General features: G+C 52.6%; 23 protein-coding genes and 1 pseudogene. 10 read left to right on the top strand and 14 right to left on the bottom strand.

Translation table 11 applies throughout. From position 1 onward, the window contains the following. Window positions 1-1003 precede the first annotated feature (1003 nt). The 5 genes from GNG26_RS08655 to GNG26_RS08635 form a co-directional block, all read right to left on the bottom strand. Complete coding sequence (locus tag GNG26_RS08655; RefSeq protein ID WP_156238427.1) at window positions 1004-1618, bottom strand: hypothetical protein; 615 nt, start codon at window positions 1616-1618, stop codon at window positions 1004-1006. 13 nt (window positions 1619-1631) lie between these two features. Beyond that, window positions 1632-2663, bottom strand: coding sequence for a DUF968 domain-containing protein (locus tag GNG26_RS08650; protein ID WP_156238426.1), 1032 nt, complete (start codon window positions 2661-2663; stop codon window positions 1632-1634). After that, the gene (locus GNG26_RS08645) at window positions 2663-3019 is read right to left on the bottom strand and encodes a RusA family crossover junction endodeoxyribonuclease (RefSeq protein WP_197080139.1); all 357 of its coding nucleotides are present in this window, start codon (window positions 3017-3019) and stop codon (window positions 2663-2665) included. The genes GNG26_RS08650 and GNG26_RS08645 overlap by 1 nt, the downstream gene beginning before the upstream one ends. Beyond that, complete coding sequence (locus GNG26_RS08640) at window positions 3016-3222, bottom strand: hypothetical protein (protein ID WP_156238425.1); 207 nt, start codon at window positions 3220-3222, stop codon at window positions 3016-3018. Before GNG26_RS08640 ends, GNG26_RS08645 begins: the two co-directional genes overlap by 4 nt. A gap of 125 nt (window positions 3223-3347) precedes the next feature. Further along, window positions 3348-3596 (bottom strand): hypothetical protein, encoded by a 249-nt coding sequence (locus GNG26_RS08635; protein WP_156238424.1) that lies wholly within the window; start codon window positions 3594-3596, stop codon window positions 3348-3350. An 824-nt stretch (window positions 3597-4420) separates the two neighbouring features. Between GNG26_RS08635 and GNG26_RS08630 the strand changes: the two genes are divergently transcribed. Further along, complete coding sequence (locus tag GNG26_RS08630; protein ID WP_156238423.1) at window positions 4421-5224, top strand: hypothetical protein; 804 nt, start codon at window positions 4421-4423, stop codon at window positions 5222-5224. Here GNG26_RS08630 and GNG26_RS08625 read toward each other — a convergent pair. From GNG26_RS08625 to GNG26_RS08590, 8 genes and pseudogenes are all read right to left on the bottom strand, one after another. Continuing rightward, window positions 5221-5637: pseudogene (locus tag GNG26_RS08625) on the bottom strand (terminase); the annotation flags it as partial. The gene GNG26_RS08630 and the pseudogene GNG26_RS08625 sit on opposite strands and share 4 nt — an antisense overlap. 102 nt (window positions 5638-5739) lie before the next feature. Next, the gene (locus GNG26_RS08620) at window positions 5740-6117 is read right to left on the bottom strand and encodes a hypothetical protein (protein WP_156238422.1); all 378 of its coding nucleotides are present in this window, start codon (window positions 6115-6117) and stop codon (window positions 5740-5742) included. Next, window positions 6110-6373 (bottom strand): DUF977 family protein, encoded by a 264-nt coding sequence (locus GNG26_RS08615; RefSeq protein ID WP_156238421.1) that lies wholly within the window; start codon window positions 6371-6373, stop codon window positions 6110-6112. Before GNG26_RS08615 ends, GNG26_RS08620 begins: the two co-directional genes overlap by 8 nt. A 4-nt stretch (window positions 6374-6377) precedes the next feature. Beyond that, entirely contained in the window at window positions 6378-6794 is a 417-nt protein-coding gene (locus tag GNG26_RS08610; RefSeq protein WP_156238420.1) for a PerC family transcriptional regulator, read from the bottom strand. An 18-nt stretch (window positions 6795-6812) separates the two neighbouring features. Next, window positions 6813-7553: an ATP-binding protein gene (locus GNG26_RS08605; protein ID WP_156238419.1), complete on the bottom strand. Its 741-nt coding sequence runs from the start codon at window positions 7551-7553 to the stop codon at window positions 6813-6815. A 2-nt stretch (window positions 7554-7555) separates the two neighbouring features. Then, on the bottom strand, window positions 7556-8362 hold the full coding sequence (locus GNG26_RS08600) for a DUF1376 domain-containing protein (RefSeq protein WP_156238418.1): 807 nt from the start codon (window positions 8360-8362) through the stop codon (window positions 7556-7558). Between the two features lie 54 nt (window positions 8363-8416). After that, on the bottom strand, window positions 8417-8971 hold the full coding sequence (locus tag GNG26_RS08595) for a toxin YdaT family protein (protein WP_156238417.1): 555 nt from the start codon (window positions 8969-8971) through the stop codon (window positions 8417-8419). Next, window positions 8952-9194, bottom strand: a complete 243-nt coding sequence (locus GNG26_RS08590) for a helix-turn-helix transcriptional regulator (RefSeq protein WP_114315313.1) — start codon at window positions 9192-9194, stop codon at window positions 8952-8954. The genes GNG26_RS08595 and GNG26_RS08590 overlap by 20 nt, the downstream gene beginning before the upstream one ends. A 106-nt stretch (window positions 9195-9300) precedes the next feature. On the opposite strand from GNG26_RS08590, the gene GNG26_RS08585 reads away from it, so the two are divergent. The 7 genes from GNG26_RS08585 (at window position 9301) to GNG26_RS08560 (ending at window position 14817) form a co-directional block, all read left to right on the top strand. Then, entirely contained in the window at window positions 9301-9681 is a 381-nt protein-coding gene (locus GNG26_RS08585) for a helix-turn-helix domain-containing protein (RefSeq protein WP_156238416.1), read from the top strand. Between the two features lie 292 nt (window positions 9682-9973). Beyond that, window positions 9974-10096, top strand: coding sequence for a hypothetical protein (locus GNG26_RS22745; protein ID WP_255473432.1), 123 nt, complete (start codon window positions 9974-9976; stop codon window positions 10094-10096). Beyond that, the gene (locus GNG26_RS08580) at window positions 10093-10275 is read left to right on the top strand and encodes a DUF1482 family protein (RefSeq protein WP_156238415.1); all 183 of its coding nucleotides are present in this window, start codon (window positions 10093-10095) and stop codon (window positions 10273-10275) included. The genes GNG26_RS22745 and GNG26_RS08580 overlap by 4 nt, the downstream gene beginning before the upstream one ends. Window positions 10276-10319: 44 nt before the next feature. Continuing rightward, window positions 10320-10661 (top strand): Rrf2 family transcriptional regulator, encoded by a 342-nt coding sequence (locus GNG26_RS08575; protein ID WP_197080138.1) that lies wholly within the window; start codon window positions 10320-10322, stop codon window positions 10659-10661. Window positions 10662-10798: 137 nt separating this feature from the next. Next, a complete protein-coding gene (locus GNG26_RS08570; protein WP_156238414.1) occupies window positions 10799-13411 on the top strand; it encodes an exonuclease in 2613 nt (870 codons plus the stop codon). Between the two features lie 52 nt (window positions 13412-13463). After that, window positions 13464-13709: an excisionase gene (locus tag GNG26_RS08565; protein WP_156238413.1), complete on the top strand. Its 246-nt coding sequence runs from the start codon at window positions 13464-13466 to the stop codon at window positions 13707-13709. Beyond that, on the top strand, window positions 13690-14817 hold the full coding sequence (locus tag GNG26_RS08560; RefSeq protein ID WP_149335803.1) for a site-specific integrase: 1128 nt from the start codon (window positions 13690-13692) through the stop codon (window positions 14815-14817). Before GNG26_RS08565 ends, GNG26_RS08560 begins: the two co-directional genes overlap by 20 nt. Before the next feature lie 117 nt (window positions 14818-14934). On the opposite strand, the gene icd is transcribed toward GNG26_RS08560, so the two are convergent. Further along, complete coding sequence (icd, locus tag GNG26_RS08555) at window positions 14935-16185, bottom strand: NADP-dependent isocitrate dehydrogenase (protein ID WP_156238412.1); 1251 nt, start codon at window positions 16183-16185, stop codon at window positions 14935-14937. A gap of 117 nt (window positions 16186-16302) precedes the next feature. On the opposite strand from icd, the gene rluE reads away from it, so the two are divergent. Both rluE and GNG26_RS08545 read left to right on the top strand, forming a co-directional pair. Further along, window positions 16303-16974 (top strand): 23S rRNA pseudouridine(2457) synthase RluE, encoded by a 672-nt coding sequence (rluE, locus tag GNG26_RS08550; protein WP_114315320.1) that lies wholly within the window; start codon window positions 16303-16305, stop codon window positions 16972-16974. Further along, on the top strand, window positions 16967-17440 hold the full coding sequence (locus GNG26_RS08545) for an NUDIX domain-containing protein (protein ID WP_156238411.1): 474 nt from the start codon (window positions 16967-16969) through the stop codon (window positions 17438-17440). The genes rluE and GNG26_RS08545 overlap by 8 nt, the downstream gene beginning before the upstream one ends. Window positions 17441-17470: the final 30 nt, after the last annotated feature.

Genomic DNA, 17470 nt, shown 5'->3' with positions numbered 1-17470 from the left:
CAGCAATGAAGCTGGTCAGGGTCATGCAGTTGTCTCTGCAAAGTGGGCGCTTCCCCACTCCAGTGTTGTAATCGTATCGAGAGCATTATCGAATGCCACTTCAACTATAGCATTGCTAATAAAGTCGGCGCTCTGTTAAAGGCCGCTAAAAGGCAGCCTTAGAAATAAATGATATTGAAGATGTGATGCCGGGTGCCTCCCGGTGACTCTGCGCCAGACCACAGAACCGCGTTCTACACACCTACCAGTCTAGTCGCCCCGCCGCATAGGGGGATTCATCACAGGCACAGCCTAGTCTTCTTTCTGCCATAAAGCTATTTTTATCTGTTTATATATTCAGTATGAACAAAAAGACCAGCAGTGCTGTGCAGGTTAGGGTCAGGTAAAACAAAAAGGCCGCCAATCGGCAGCCTTAAAAACTGTGGTAATAGAACTGTAGTGCCGGGTGCCTCCCGGTGACTCTATGCTAGACCACAGAATCGCGTCATTCACCTCCCAGTCTAGTCGCCCCACCGCTTAGGGGGATTCACTACAGGCGCAGCCTAATCGCTTTCCTGCAATAAAGCTAACTTTATCTGTTTATTATTCGGTATGAACGAAAAAGGCCGGCGGTACTATGAAGACCGGAATCATGTAAAACAAAAAGGCCGCCAATCGACAGCCTTGGAAATAGATGATACTGAGGTTGTGGTGCCGGGTGCCTCCCGGTGACCCTGTGCTAGACCACAGAACCGCGTTTACAAACCCGACTCGTTTTGTCTAGCCGCCCCACCGCTGAGGGGGATTCACCACCGGGGCACTCTACGTGGCTTGCACCTTAAAAGACACATTTAATTTACTATTTATTAATAATAAAAAACCCCGCCGGAGCGAGGTTACAGAATTTATTTGATAAGGGCTTTTCTTCGCTGCCATCGTGGCGCAGCTCTGCCAAGCATGAATGAATTATTCATCTTTCTGGCCCGTTTTCAACAAAAATTAAAATCTTTTTTTAACAGGCCTCTCAGTTTTGCTCGGTTTTCATCTGCCGGCGCACGGCCAGAAACACTTTCGCCTGGAAGATTTCTAGGCACCAGCGCACGCGTTTACGCGCTTCGCCGTCAGTTAGCCAGGGAGCCACGTGCTGCAGTTCCCGGGTGATGTCGGATATCTTCTTCCGGGTGGTATAGAACTGCAGGCCAACCAGATACACCGGGTCGTGCAGGTCGAAAGTGTTCAACATGATCTGCTCGATAAAGTCAGCATCATCGCGACGCTCGCTCTCTTCGATTAACGCTGACAGGGTCACCGGCCACAAAATGGCCCGGGCACGCAACGCCGCCTGTACGCCACAGAATCCCTCCTCCCTTGCCTGCCCCAGCGCCTCAGTAATGCGTGACAGCTGAGTGTCTGACCACTCTGATTGCTTTACCTCAGACCAGAACTGGCTGCAGTTCTCCAGCCGGTATTGCGCGCGGGTTTTCCCTCCGACGCATTCTCCCCAGATCGTCAGCAAGGATTTAATCCACGCTGACTGAACGCCCGTTAATGGCGTGAACTTGCCGAGCCAGCTTTTGCGCGGTGCAGATGCTGCTTTACCCAGACCTTCGATATGAATGCTGCGTTGACGTGGTGTCATCCTGTACTGCTCCTTAAGCCAGAACGCCGAGCGCGTAGGCCCGGTCCAGCACTCTGATTATCATTGCCGGCTGACTTCCGTGCTTACGCTCGAATTTCACCGGGTCGTTATGTAGTTCGGTGTGGTGCTGGCGGCACAGGGGGATCGCGAATATGTCATGTGCCTTTGTTGCCATCCCTCCCTGGCCCCAGCCAATGAGGTGATGCAGATCATCTGAAGGCCTGCTGCAGCACTCGCACGGCTGCGTTTTAACCCAAGCCAGATAGTTTGCGTTCTCCCAGCGGGTACGCTTTGGCCGCTTCATGAAGGTCTGTGGGGATTCGGGATCCACCAGAACGCCTACGATTGGCTTAATGGCTGGTGGTGTGGCTGCAGGTCCTGATGGAAGCGTGCGAGCCTTGTCGGCGATGATGCTGGTGGCCGGTACCGACGGCACTATCTCGCTCTCGCGGTAGGTCACTTTCGCTACTGGCAGGCGTAACGCTTCGCGGGCAACCGATTCTGGCAATGCATCAGTAACGCCGACACGTACAGCCCACCAGCACAATTCAGCCAGAGATAGTTCACGGGTTTTGTCGAGCGCGAGCGTAACCCGGGCAATGTCCAGCACCCAGTCGATGACGTTCTGACGCGCGAGCTCCGCCAGCCGTTCGGTGTACTGCTCGCGCAGCCGGTTGTCGCAGTGGCCGCAAAGAAGAATCGCGCCGGGCTCGTGCCGCATGGTGGTCAGTTCGTGATAGTGGTAATCGCTGAGCTGGTACTGGCAGGCACCGCCGCCGTGGCGCAACAGCCAGTATTCCAGGCCAGCAAGCCCACCAGCAGCGGTGATCACCTTTTCGTGGAGGAAGAACGGGCGCAGCGCCGGGTTCATCGCCAGCGGCTGGCGCAAATCAGGAACCCTTCCGGTCTCAAAACTGGCCATGCTGGCGGGCTGGCTCTCAACCAGCACGCGCCCTGAAATGAACATGGGCATCAGCTCGCTGCCGGGCTTCAACAGCACAACGCCCAGCTCCTTGGCGATAACTGGTTTCAGCAAGGCACGCATCAGGCGATCTCCCCAATAATGATTTGCCCTACTTCACCCCAGCGTTTCGTCACGCGAGAATCCCAGATGTGTGCGTCATCGGCATAGATGGCATCCATCAGGGCTTTTTCCAGGTTGTCTTTGTCGGGTTTCTGCTGGTGGGGCTTCCCCGCCATTTCCTGCCGCTTCTTCTTGCTCCAGCTCGGCGGCATAGGGAGGATAAACGTAATGTGCGCGCCTGCTTCCGGCAGTTCGACGCCCAGCAGCCGAACGTGATCGCAGAACGCGCGGTACCGGAGAACCTCCGGCCGCTTTTTCCACTTATCAGCGCGCGTCATCCTGGGTTTGCCCATCGGGGTGATGTTGTAGGTCTTCACGATTCCCTCCAGAGCTTTTGCTGGAAGGTTTTATCCTGCCGTGGGGCTCTGTTTGCCTCAGGCAGATAGGCGGTGAGCGTCCAGTGGATGAGATCGAAATCGAGGCTTCGCACAGTGCGCACGTCGTTGACGCGATAGCGGGCCTCGAGTTCGCCTACTTCTTTCTCGGTGAGCTGCGTGTGAATGAAGCTGGTTTTCTTCATGCCATCACCTGTTCGAGCGCGGGCAAAAAGAAATCGCTGATTCCGGAAGGAACCAGTTTAAGTACTTGTTTGGAAGGTTTTTGCGCCATGGTATCTCTCCAGTGGCGCAGCAGGTTGTCAGTTGTTCAGGCTGACGAGGTGACTATATCAGAAAGGGATGAGGGGCGGTAACCCGCCTTGACGAGCATCTGGGTGAACATCGATAAATCGCCGATCAGCTCATCAGGAGCCATCGGCCTGCAACTAAATTTATCGCCGTATCGGTAAAATAGTACATGGTCCTCAGGACCAAATTGATATGACGCCATAACCAGTCCATCGTCACGACGCACCAAATCGTACCAACCCTTTTGCTGTGCCTCACTATCACTCACAAAACCCCCTTTCTTTGCTATCCACAAATACCCTCTCCCGGCGGGGAGAAATCCTGTTCACAGAGCCAAGTTAACAAACGGCGCAAATTTCCTAATAGGTTCGCCGGAAGAAAAATTCATTTTTTCCTGTAGCATCTAAACCATACAACAAAATACTGTATGCATAAACAGTATTTATTCGTTTAGCTTAGGTATGCACATGAATTACATGTCTGTGCAAGTCCATTCATATTATTGATTTGAATGAATTTTATTGCTAATTGTGTGTAAAAATTGATCGTTATATTTAACACGAGGTCACGTCAGAATTGTCGACCGTTAATATCTGTGCAGAAAGACCGGCGTCAGAGAAGCGACAAAGTTGTCGGTATCGACAGTGGATATTTCGTCTGTGGTAAGGGGTGTCCCGTTGGTAATTTGTTGCTGTCTGTGTCTATTTAATAATCGATTTAATAGATCAATATTCTGGTATTGATCGGTAATATCGATCATGTTTGAAAATGCCGCGGTTAAGCTGCAGCCAGAGGGTGATTCAGGCTGCTTACTCCTTCACTTCGCACATCTCCTGCAGATTTGCGCGCACCAGCGCTTCGGCGAACGGCGGCGGCACAGCTTTGCGGCAGCGGAAAAGCTGCTTATCCTAGGCGTAACGCACAACCTTGTATTCTTCAAGGCAGGCTCCCGTTTATTCTAGTTCTTCCACTTCGTTGGGCTTTTTTATCCCCGAAGCGGTTAACCCGAAATGCTTTAGCGAGCACGATCATTGCTGATGACCACGAATAACCTTAAAGGTAGAATAAGAAAAAACCCAAAAGGACCTGGCCATGCTTGAATCACTTAAAGAATATTTTTCTTCTACCATCAATACCGCAGCGCAAAGGGTTAGCAATCCGGTATTTGGCGCGTTTTCGCTCTCGTGGTGCGCATTTAATTGGAAATCAATTTTGTACCTCTTCCTCAGCGACTCCGGCATCATCGACAAAATCACCTATATCTCCGATAACAGCAGCTGGAAAACAGTGGCTCTGTATCCGTGTATTTCTGTAGTGCTTCTGTGCGGGGGGCTGCCTTGGATTAACAACTTGATTTCTGCATGGCAGTCCAAGCCACTCGACAATAACGACTCAATTGAAAACCATCGTAAGGCTAAACGCATTGTTCGCGCCACGCGATTGCAACGCCTTCAAGCTAAACATGATGTGACTTACGATAAGGTGAAGACTGGCGCTGAAAAGGATATTCAGGCGATGAAGGAAGAGATCATTAAGTCAAAGGATAGCATGGGCGAATTAACCGCCGAGCTAAAATCTAAAGATGAAGAACTGACAGGAGCCAGAAGTGAAATATCCACTCTAAATAGCTCACTAAAAGAACTTACAGAGGCGTTCGCGAGACTTAACAAGTCGCATAAAACCCTTAAAAATGAATACGATGACTACAAGATTAATAACCCAGCCAACACCACATTGAATTCCCTGTACTTGAGAAATGGCCAGACTGTAAGCGGTATTATAAATCAAAATGGATTAATCGGCTTATCTGGCCTAACAGAAAAAGGGGCTATCCCTAGCAATGATTTTAAGACTTGGTCGGGGTTCTCTGCCCAGAAAGATAAAGATAAAGATTAAGCATATGGATCGTACTGGGTCTGCATACCCCTCTGCCTGCTTGGTATGCAGACCCGCTTCGACACCAGGAAAGCGAAGGTCAACAGAAGCGCGTCACCTTTGCCTAGCGAACAGCCTAACCGGTCTTTGATATCTTAATTCGGCTCGATGACTATCTTCCCGTCCACCCTGACTCTGTACTCTGCCGCCAACTGTTAATCAGCCGTTTCATGATCATCCAGCACGCCGCCCAGTTTCAGCCAGGTCTTGGCGCTGTTGAACATCTCATCTCTATTATTCAACCTCCGCGGGTCAGCCAATGCTTTGCCGAACGACACCAGTTGACAGGTACGACCCTAGCCGTAGCCGAAGTCGATTAAAACAGCATCAGTGCGGTGCTCATCTTCAAAGTTGGAGATACGCTTCGCCGCGACATCCTGTTCATCCTGCAGCACTAGCACTCGCTCAGCTAACCAGCGCTTTTCTTTTTCGCCGTATGCGTTCTCGGTTTCTATTTCAGGTGGCCGGTGCCGATATCACCGCTGACAGCGCGGAATCATTTGTTGATGGTAATTGAACTGCTCCCTGCGAAGTAACGCATTATAAAGAGCAATTGCACCCACTTCTCGCTGAGCAGCATCTTCGTAGCTAATACCGTTCGACTCCATGATGCAGTCCCTGTCGAGATACTCACAGCAGTCATCCAGCGCTTTCCTGATAACTTGCTGCTGCATGGCCGCCAGCGCATCCCGCTGCTTCGTCATCTCGCGCAGCGCCGCAGTAGTGCAGTCCAGACGTTCGGCCAGGCGCGAAACAATCTTCGCCATATCGATGATCGGCGTGTCGGTGCTCATCGCCTTTGCAAACTGATGGCCCACGGCCACGAGCTCTTTGTTGTTCAGTGAATCACTCATGTGATGCTCCTCGGTGCGTATAACGTTCCATGTCAAAATCGATAACTGCGCGCTGGTCGCGGAAGACGCCGCTGCGACCGTGGCGGATAAGTTGGCCCTGCTCTATGGCAGCCCGAATGTATTTCTCTGCGGTGGTGCGATGCAGGCCGAAAATGGCGGCGACTTCTTTGGTCGTTGCGCGGCCATGCGTTTTCACCAACTCGATAATCCAGGCGATGAACAGGGAGCGTTCCTTAGGCGTTTTTGGTCTTGGCATGGCGTTATCTCCGGGCCTGACGCAGACACTTTTCACGACACTGCGCGAAGCGGGCCACCTCGAGCGAACTGCAGGCGATCGCCATCATGTCGGTGTAGACCGTTGCAGCCCGGCGCCAGAGCCCTTTGCCCTCCAGCTCTTTGGCCTTCGTTTCTGCAGCGAGAATTTTTACCGGATCGCTCTTCTGCTCCATGCACGGCAGCACCTCGTCAGGAATATCTGCGCCTGGCGCCACGGTGTAGCTGTATTGCGATCCGTTGTGGTTGCGGATAAGCACGCCCTCATCCGTCAGCGCACGCAGGTGCTTTCCGGCGGTGGTGCTTGCCATGTCCAGGGCTTCTGCAACGTCCTTGATGTCGCAGTTCGGCTGGTAGCGAACAAAGATCGCCACCTGGTCTTTCATCGTTAATGGTTTGGTCATTGGTCAAAACTCGTTTAGTTATTTCACAAGCCGCAAATGGCTCACGTTTTTGCGGTAACTCCCCCAGGCGAAATTCACCCAGATCCCGTTATCCATGGTCAGGCGGTCCATTACCCGCTCACCCAGGGTTTTCGATAACTCGTCAAAATTCAGGTTCGTCAGTATCCCCACTGGTTTCATTGCCGCCAGGCGGCGATCGATAATCTGATTAAGCAAAACCCATTCGTTACGTGTCTCGCGCTGTACCCCGACCTCATCCAGCACCAGCAGACTCACTTTGCAAAGGTCGTCCAGCAATGCAGATTCTGACTGGCCTTCGTCGTAGCATTTCCTCGCACGCAGCATCAGGTCCGGAACGGTCACCACCAGAACGGAGTGATCACGCTGTAGCAGGAAATTGCCTATTGCCGCCGCCAGATGATTCTTCCCGGTACCGCAACCGCCACTGAAAACAAAGCTGGCAAACCCACTGCCGAAGTTCTGGGCATAACTCTTTGCCAGCGTCAGCGCTTTTTTTTGCCCCTCGTTGCTCACCTGGTAATTTGCGAAGGTGCAATTGCGGTGCAGATCGCAAATACCAGAACGGCCAAAAATCTTCTCCGAGCGAGCGCGCTGATTTTCTTTTTCCAGCTCCGCTGCTCGCTTTCGTCCCTCCTCCAGTTGCCAGGCCATTAACTCCGTGGCATTGGTGAACTTCGGCTGAATGCCTTCAGGGATCAGTCGCTGAAGGCGGCCCAGAACGTCATTCGTCGTTTTCATCTTTACCCTCTAAATCCTGGTGGTATTGCATTGTCAGGTGTCGATACTGTCAGGGCTGGCTGGCGGCGCTGGCCTTTCGCCTGAGCGACCGATTTAGCACGAGATGTTTGCAGACTGGACGCAAAGGTCTGCTCCCACTGGATGTGGTGTTTTACCTTCCCCTCGCATTGCCAGTAATCACGGAACTGCTGCAGCTCAACCGCGGTATAACCAGGACGTTCACCAAGGTTGATGCCCCAGAGCGCAGCCTGCCCCACGAAATCAGTTCCGGGGATCCAGTCGTTGGTGATCGGGAATTTCCCGAACGGTGGGAAATATTCGTTTTGCTCGCGCTCCTCTCTCTCTGGGTTTTCTTTTAGATCTGTATCTGTATCTGTATCTGTATCTTTATTAGTTGAGTTTCCGTTGGCCTCCTGTTGCAACGGAACTTCAACGCCCGTTGAACACCCGTTGTCATTTCGTTGGTCTTTAGTCTCTTTTTTGGCCTTTCTCGCCTGCGCTGATGCTTTTCCTGCTGCGGACTTCTGACTGAGTGAAGTTTTCACTGCCTCCAGATCCCTCTCAATTCGCTCTTGCGACCACTCGCTACCGTTGTCGTTAAAAAACTCTTTTAACGAAGGCTCAACGGCGTTCCAACGGTCGTTGCTCAGCCGTGCTATTTTCGCCAGCCTGTTTTTAGGGATCGGTCTTCCTGTCTGCCAGTAATTGAACATCAGCAGCAGGTAAGCGCCGTGCTCTTCCGTAGACAGATGCATGGTGTCCGCCAGGTAATCAGCAATGTAGAGTTGCATATAGGGCAGCGCTGCCATGTTTACTCCTGTTGCCCGGAGTGCCGGGTCGTATGGTCATTGGTCAAAACTCGATTACGTGAATAGTGGAGCCAGCGCCTGCAGGTGAGCGATCACCACACCAGCCAGTTCTCCCGGTAGCAGGGCTGCGTTGGCAAGAAGATTTTCAAAACCCTCCTTCGCTTGCTTCTTGCTCGGCAGGCCCAGCAACTTCGATTGGTGGTGCTCCCCGGTCTCTCTTATTGCTTCGGCCACCAGCTCGATGTCGGTTTTACCCTGGCGGAGACCATGTTTTCTGGCGATCTCAATCGGCATTGCCACGCTGATCGCGTTCGCGAGTTGCATGACATAAGCCGTGTACTTGCTGGAATTGGTTTCGTTTTTCAGGTAGCGGTAAAGGTTCTGTTTGTTCACAGTGATCCCACGTCCGCCCTCTTTTGCCCACTGCTCGGCCACCAGCTGCGTAACAACGTCCTGCGCCTGTCCGGGCAGAGTAAGCTCCCATTCACGAACGGCTGTCAGGATCGCCTGGCGCCGTAAGTTATCTCTGCGACGCGGTTCATAATGATTTTTCGATTTCAGCGAAGCGGTTTTTTGTCGGCTAAGATGTTCAAACGTTACTGTTTGCATGCTCGTCACCTTGTTCATCACTTTTTGGCGGGAAAACACTATCAAGTGTGCATTCGGCGCCCAGTTGATTGAATTTCTCAACAATGAGCCTGCAATCGTTGAGAGTTGGCTTTCTCGTTCCATTTTCGTAATTCGAAATACGCGACTGGCGCCAACCGAACATTGAAGCCAGTTGATCTTGAGTGAGCCCGAGGGATTGCCTCGTCTTTGCGATGTTGTTCATTGCTACCTCGTTATGAATACGATGAGAGAATTAAACACGCTGCGTGTTTGATTGTCAACACCGTTTGTTTTTTGAGTGATAACACGCAACGTGGTAAAACATCTTTATGAACATGAATGATCAGATTGCCGCCCGGTTAAAACGGGCCAGAGAGCAAAAAGGTATTTCGCAGAAGGCGCTTGCGGAGTTGTGCGGGTGGGCGCAGTCACGTGTTGGAAATTACGAATCAGGCAGCAGAACAATCGGTATTGACGACGCAATTACCCTCGCTAAGGCTCTAAAGGTAGCGCCAGCAGACCTGGTTTTCGGTGCTGATTCGACAGAGTCATGGATAACAGCACGCCATCGCCATCTTATCGAGCTCTTTGATCAGCTGCCAGAAAGTGAGCAGGATCGAATGATTGATTTGTTCGAGGTACGGCTCAAAGAAATTGATGATTACGTACAGAAGTATCTCCGCGGACGTTTTAAAACATCCGATAACTAATTTTTTTCTCTCCCCCTCTTAATCACCAAACCAGCCGTAGCGCTGGTTTTTTTATTGCCCATAATTCGGAATTCGCATTTTTTCGCCTCAAACAAACACACCGCGTGTTGACAATAAAACACCGAATGGGTTTTACTATATCCACACCAAGCAGCAAGTAAGTCATCCAGGCAGGACGCCCACGTAGTAGCTGCCGGCGGCATATGAAACACCGGATGAGATGACAAAAACTAACGCGCAGCAGGCTTTACCGTTCCGTCGGCCAGACGCAAAGGGCAACAAGGAGATAACCATGATCGACTACGCACGTAATCCCGTAAGACAGCAGGCTATTCGCCTCAACATCTTTGAAATCTTGATCCGCAAGTTCTGCTACTTCATGGCGCAGAAAGGTAATCCAGAGCTCAACGCATGACCTCGCTCTTCGCCTTAATCGTTACCGTCTGCGCCCTCACCGGGGAATGCTCAGACATCATGCTCGGCGTTTATAACACCGAGGCGGTTTGTGAAGCAGCTGCCGCAGAGCAGCATGTGAAAGGACAGTGTTACCCGTACAAATCGGCTGACGACCAACAGCCAGCGTTACATTTTTAATCGAGTTTTGACCAATGGCCTGACTGGCCCTGAAGGGATCCATTATGGAATTTGGAATGAAACGAGTGATGGCATCTGTCCAGGCTGTTGCTGTTCTGGACAGAATCTACTGCGGCACACCAGTTCCGCTGGCCAGACTGAGTAAAGAAATGAAGCTCTCGGTTTCCTACCTGGAGCAAATCTTCAAGCGGCTGCGCAGCGGTAACCTGGTCACCTCACACAGAGGGCCCGGTGGCGGTTATAGCCTTCGTGAAGGTGATATCTCAGTTTCAGCTGTCATTCGCGCAGTAAGCAAGATCCCGTCGAACACCGCGTTCGACCCGGTGCTTGATGCACTTGATGGAGTGCTTATCTCTCAGCTGGCGAATAAGCCCGGCGCCCAATAAGCACAAAACCCGCGCAAGGCGGGTTAAGTACCCGGTCAGCCGACCAAAGCTTTCCGGAATCGAGTTTTGACCAATGACCACTACCTAAGCAGCGCTCATCAGCTGTTGGGTATCTTACACCCAAACGAGGCTCCAAGATGGAATTTTTTAATCATATTAAGGCGACCCAGAAATCAGGCAAACCTGACGCCATCTACTGGGGGACATTTAAAACAGAAGCCCGCGCCAATCTTGCACTGGATGTTGCACTCGAAGATGCAGGCATTGAAACTGGCCGCGGGAAAGACTACCTCAAGCCGATCCGTACAGACATGCCGGTTGTGGATGATCTGCCCGAAGAAGGCGTTGTTTGCTTCGAGTTCTGCAAGCGCTACACCCTGGCCGACGACCAGCGCACCTGGAAGGTGATCTCCGGCGCCGCAACTCAGGGTGAAACCACCCCCACCCCGGTGGTCACCAGCGATGCAGATCTGCCTGCCGCGCCTGTATCTTCTACTGACACAGCAGTCGCCGACAACACCTCCCTGCTTGAAAATCGCACCCCGGCTGTCCGCTTCGCCGTCCATCTGTTGGGTGACAAGTACCTTTCGGAGATCAGCCAGGAGCAGCAGATTATCGCCAACGAACTGGCGACCGATGAGGGGAATGCTTACTTCCAGAACATGCTGCAGGCCAAAAATGACGTTGCTGATATTTGCGATCTCAGCCTGCATGCTGAGTGGAAACTGGTGCAGGCCATCAAAGACGTTTTCCCGCAGGACAAAGAACACGAACCCGCGCTGCTGGCCGCCTTCATGTCGGGCTGGATTAACGCCGATGATCGCAATCAGCTGGTTGAGGACTGGAAGAGCGGCAAGCTTCCAGCCAGGGATGAAGCCCCTAAACCCCATTATGAACATGGCCTGCAGATCAGCGAACACGATACCGGAGGAGCCCACTACCCTGTTTGCAAAATGTCATTCCGCAAACAACTGCTGGCCCAACTGACGGTGGACGAACTGCGCCACCACATTACCCGCAGCGAGAATGCAGAGCTCTACGCACTGGAAATGGATACCGACAATGGCTATGTCCAGGATCTGCTGCTCGCCGCTGAAAACTTCCCGGAAGTTAAGGCTTTCGACACCAAAGACCTTTGGCGCTACACAACCGCCATTCGCAAAGTGTTCAGCATGCATAAGCGCCATGAGCTGGGCCTGCTTTTGCAGTTCACAAAGGCCTTCGTAACTACTCCATATATCGACCGCGGGATCCTGACGCGTGAATGGGCTGCCGGTAACCGCATTAACCTCGTGCAGCGCACCGACGCTGGCACCAATGCCGACGGTGGGTATGTAACTGACCGCGGCGCTGACGCACACCATACCCTGGATACTCTCGATCTGGAGATCGCCAGCGCCCTGCTGCCGATGGACTTCAACTATCGGGAAATCCCGGGCAGCATCGCCCGCCGCGCCAAGGAAATCATCGAGAAAAAAGAAGAACCATGGAAATCGTGGAGCAAAATTCTGCGCAACCAGCCCGGCATTCTGGCAGTGAACCGCACAGCCATCTTCAACCTGGTGCGCATCGCGCCGGAGAACATTCATCTGACGCCTGCGGCTCACCTTGAGTTCGTAAACCAGACAATGACGGCTGAGTTTAACGCTGCAACCGAACTGCTGCCGATCCCTGCAGCCTCCGCCGCTCTGGTTGCGAATGAAATAACCACCAATCCTGCAGATGAAAAATCTTCTCGAGCCCCTCTCTGCACTCACGAGGAAAACCTGAAACGAGTACGTGAAGAGGGCGCACGCCGTCGTGCGGATGAGGCCAGCAGTCAGCCGCAGGTCGCGAACCTCGGCGGAGGCGTATTCGCCATCGATGGCCTGATGAACGAAAAACAAACAGGAAATGATGACCGTTCATCGGTTAATAAGGAGACCACCAGCGATGTGCAGATGGAAGAGACTAACCCGGCGAAAGGAGAAAGTGTTGGCGCGGTTCCAGCAGGCGAAAGCACTGATGCAGCTACTGCGCAAACAGATGCCGTAGCGGGAACCATATGCACTGGTTGTGGTACCGAAGGCGGCAGCGGTTGCCCTGACTGTGGGGCCGCGGTTGGCGATGCAACTTATGTGGGAATGGAGGCGGGTCTGGAAGAGGAACTGGAGACGCTGGGGGCTGATACCTCAAACTCGGAAACCATGTTCACGCACCTGATGGTGGATCTCGAGACAATGGGTAAAAAACCGGGCGCGCCGATCGTTTCTGTGGGGGCAGTATTCTTTGACCCGGCCAGCGGGAAAACCGGTGCTGAATACTATCAGGTGATTAGCTTGGAATCGTCGATGTCATTCGGGGCCAGGCCAGATGCCAGCACCATCCTCTGGTGGTTGAAGCAATCGCCGGAAGCACGATCTGCAATCGTGGTGGATGATACGGTCGGCCTGGTGGAAGCGTTGGAGCAATTCCTCGACTTCATTGCTGAAAACGCGGCTAATGGCTCGAAGAATGTGCAGCTCTGGGGGAATGGTAGCTCTTTCGATTGCTCACTTCTGGAAGCAGCTTTAGAACTGGCCGACACGCCCTTCCCGATCCCGCACTGGAACTATCGGGATGTTCGTACTGTTGTCGAACTGGGCAAAGCTGTTGGGCTGAACTCGCGCTACGACATCCCTTTTGTAGGCGATCAGCATAATGCCCTGGCCGACGCCCGCCACCAGGTCAAATACGTATCAGCTATCTGGCAGCGCCTGACAGCAATCTGATTTCAGTTTTTCAGCCAATGGCCCGTTTCTGGGCCATTATGAGGTAAAGCATATGATCCAGATGTTAACTCTCGAAGAATGGGCTGCTGAAAAATACAGAAGCAACCCTCCAAGCGTGTCGACACTTCGACGATATGCGAAGCAGAATCAGTTCTCTCCACCAGCAATGAAGCAGGGCCGCTTATGGCGCGTTCGTGAAGATGCTGAGTTGGTAGGGGAACTGGCCGCGCCGGTACTTAAGAAGAACGACTCCATATTGCTGCAAAGGATTTTGAACGATGGCTGCCAGACCACGTAAAAACAATGTCTCTGTACCGAACCTTTACCCTCTCTACAGCAGGAAGGTGAACAAGGTTTACTGGCGCTATAAGCATCCAATCACCGGCAAGTTCCATGCGCTGGGCACTGACGAAGTGGAGGCCATTGCGATTGCTACTGAGGCAAACGCGCGTCTGGCAGAACAGAGAACCCGGCAGATTTTGGCGATCAGTGACAGGATCGCCACAAGCAAAGGCAAAGCGATAACGGTTTCAACATGGCTCGACCGATACTGGAAAATTCAGGAAGAGCGCCTGGCTTCAGGTGACATTAAATTAAACACATTCAAACAAAAAAATAAGCCAGCGGCTCTTCTGCGTGAACGTGTTGGTATGAAATTGTTGCCATCCGTTGATGTACGCGATATCGCCCAAATTCTTGATGAATATATTGCGGCGGGTCAGGCGAGAATGGCTCAGGTTATTCGAACCGTTTTGGTCGATATATTTAAAGAGGCGCAACACGCAGGTGAAGTTCCCCCGGGTTACGATCCTGCGTCAGCCACTAAAAAGCCCAGACGTAGAATCACCCGGCAGCGACTTAGCCTTGAGGAATGGCAGCGGATATTCGAGATTGCAGACGCCAACCACCAATATATGGGTAACGCTATGCTGCTGGCTTTGGTAACCGGCCAACGCCTTGGTGATATTTCGAGGATGAAATTTAGCGATGTCTGGGATGATCAGCTGCACATTATTCAGGAGAAAACAGGAAGCAAAATCGCGATCCCGTTATCGCTCCGCCTGAACGCCATCAACTGGAGTTTGCGGGATGTTATATCGCGCTGTCGTGATTATGCGGTTAGCCCTTACCTCGTCCATTTTTTCAGGGCAACATCGCAAGCAGAGCGTGGAGCCCAGGTTAAAGCGAACACGCTCACAATGAATTTTAGTAAGGCCCGGGATAAGGCAGGGATCGACTGGAGGGAAGGAACGCCGGCGACATTCCATGAGCAGCGATCGCTATCGGAACGTCTTTATAAGGAACAGGGAATTGACACTAAAAAGTTGCTCGGCCACAAGTCACAGCAGCAGACCGATCGCTACAACGACGACCGCGGGAAGGACTGGACGACAATCGCGATATAGGATTTTGGGGTGGGGTTTTGATAACTTGTTTTGATAAAATTTTGATAACCGTTCGAAAGCTAATAATAAAAAACGGGAACCAACAGGCTCCCGTTTGCATACAACCCGAAATCCGGATTACATGTTTTCGATGATCGCTTCACCAAACTCTGAACATTTCAGCAGTTTAGCGCCTTCCATCAGGCGTTCGAAGTCATAGGTCACGGTCTTGTTGTTGATCGCGCCTTCCATACCTTTAACAATCAGGTCTGCGGCTTCGAACCACTCCATATGACGCAGCATCATTTCTGCGGAGAGGATGATGGAACCTGGGTTCACTTTGTCCTGACCAGCATACTTCGGTGCGGTACCGTGGGTCGCTTCGAACAGGGCGCACTCGTCACCGATGTTCGCGCCTGGTGCGATACCGATACCGCCAACCTGTGCCGCCAGGGCGTCGGAAATGTAGTCACCGTTCAGGTTCATACAGGCGATAACGTCGTATTCAGCCGGACGCAGCAGGATCTGCTGCAGGAACGCATCGGCGATGACATCTTTAATGATGATCTCTTTGCCGGTGTTCGGGTTCTTGATCTTCTGCCATGGGCCGCCGTCGATCAGCTCGCCACCGAACTCTTCCGCCGCCAGCTGGTAACCCCAGTCTTTGAACGAACCTTCGGTGAACTTCATGATGTTGCCTTTGTGAACGATGGTCACAGAGTCACGGTCGTTGGTGATCGCGTACTCAATCGCTGCACGAACCAGGCGCTTGGTGCCTTCTTCGGAGCACGGCTTGATGCCGATACCGCAATGTTCAGGGAAGCGAATTTTCTTCACGCCCATCTCTTCGCGCAGGAACTTGATGACTTTTTCGGCTTCTGCGGAGTCCGCTTTCCACTCGATGCCCGCATAGATATCTTCGGAGTTTTCACGGAAGATAACCATGTCGGTCAGTTCAGGGTGTTTAACCGGGCTTGGAGTACCCTGGTAGTAACGTACCGGGCGCAGGCAGACGTACAGGTCGAGTTCCTGACGCAGAGCAACGTTCAGGGAGCGAATACCGCCACCGACTGGGGTAGTCAGCGGGCCTTTGATGGCAACGCGGTAGTCACGAATCAGGTCCAGCGTTTCAGCTGGCAGCCAGACATCCTGGCCGTAAACATGGGTAGATTTTTCACCGGTGTAAATTTCCATCCAGGAAATTTTACGCTCGCCTTTATAGGCTTTCTCAACAGCGGCATCCACCACTTTCAGCATCGCTGGGGTTACATCAACACCGATACCGTCACCTTCGATGAACGGGATAATCGGATTGTTTGGAACGTTCAGCTTACCGTCTTGCAGGGTGATCTTTTTACCTTCCGCCGGAACAACTACTTTGCTTTCCATTAACCTCTCCTTCGAGCGCTTCTGGTTGTTACTGATCTTATGTTAATAATTTGTAATGAGCCCACCGATAGTACCTGAATGTCTGGCGCCATGAAAGGCATTCGTTATTAGGCTATAATGCGGCAATTGATAACGTCTGAAAATACCATGCAGAAAACTTCTTTTAGAAATCACCGGGTTGAACGATTCAGCACCCGACAAGCGTCCAGACCACGCAAGCAACGCGCGCCAACACGCGTCGTTTTGTTCAATAAACCTTACGATGTCCTGCCGCAGTTTACCGACGAAGCCGGACGCAGCACGTTGAAGGATTACATCCCCGTTCAGGGGGTCTATGCCGCAGGCCGACTCGATCGCGACAGCGAAGGGCTGATGGTGCTCACCAACGACGGCGAGCTGCAGGCCAGGCTCACCCAGCCCGGCAAACGCACCGGCAAAATCTACTATGTGCAGGTCGAAGGTGTCCCGGACGACGCGGCGCTGGATGCTTTACGTAACGGCGTTACGCTGAACGATGGCCCTACCCTGCCCGCAGGCATTGAGCTGGTGAATGAGCCAGAGTGGCTCTGGCCGCGCAATCCGCCGATCCGCGAGCGCAAATCGATTCCCGTTTCGTGGATCAAAGTCACCCTTTATGAAGGCCGTAACCGCCAGGTGCGGCGCATGACGGCCCATGTCGGCCATCCGACGTTGCGCCTGATCCGCTACGCCATGGGCAGTTACACGCTGGATAACCTCGCCAACGGTGAGTGGCGGGATGTTACCGAACAAGGAGAGCCTCATGTTTAAACCGCATGTCACAGTGGCCACGATTGTGCACGCCCAGGGCAAATTTTTGGTGGTGGAAGAGATCATCAACGGCAAAGCGCTCTGGAATCAGCCTGCGGGCCACCTGGAAGCCGACGAGACGCTGGTCCAGGCGGCGCAGCGTGAGCTGTGGGAAGAGACCGGCATTCATGCCAGGCCGCAACATTTCATCCGCCTCCATCAATGGATCGCGCCGGACAAAACGCCGTTTATCCGTTTTTTGTTCGCCATTGAGCTTAACGAAACGTGCGCCACTGAGCCGCACGACAGCGATATCGATCGTTGCCTGTGGGTGGATGCCGACACCATTCTTAACGCAACAAATCTGCGCTCCCCGCTGGTTGCGGAGAGCATTCGCAGCTACCTGACCGGCCAGCGTCTGCCACTGGAGACCATCGGCGAATTTAACTGGCCGTTTACAGAGGGTGTCAATGCCGGGGGCGCGTGATAGAATACGCCGCCTTGAAGTTCAATGTCG

The sequence above is a fragment of the Leclercia sp. J807 genome (assembly GCF_009734465.1).
GTDB lineage: Bacteria > Pseudomonadota > Gammaproteobacteria > Enterobacterales > Enterobacteriaceae > Enterobacter.
This window is presented reverse-complemented; position numbering and strand designations above follow the sequence as displayed.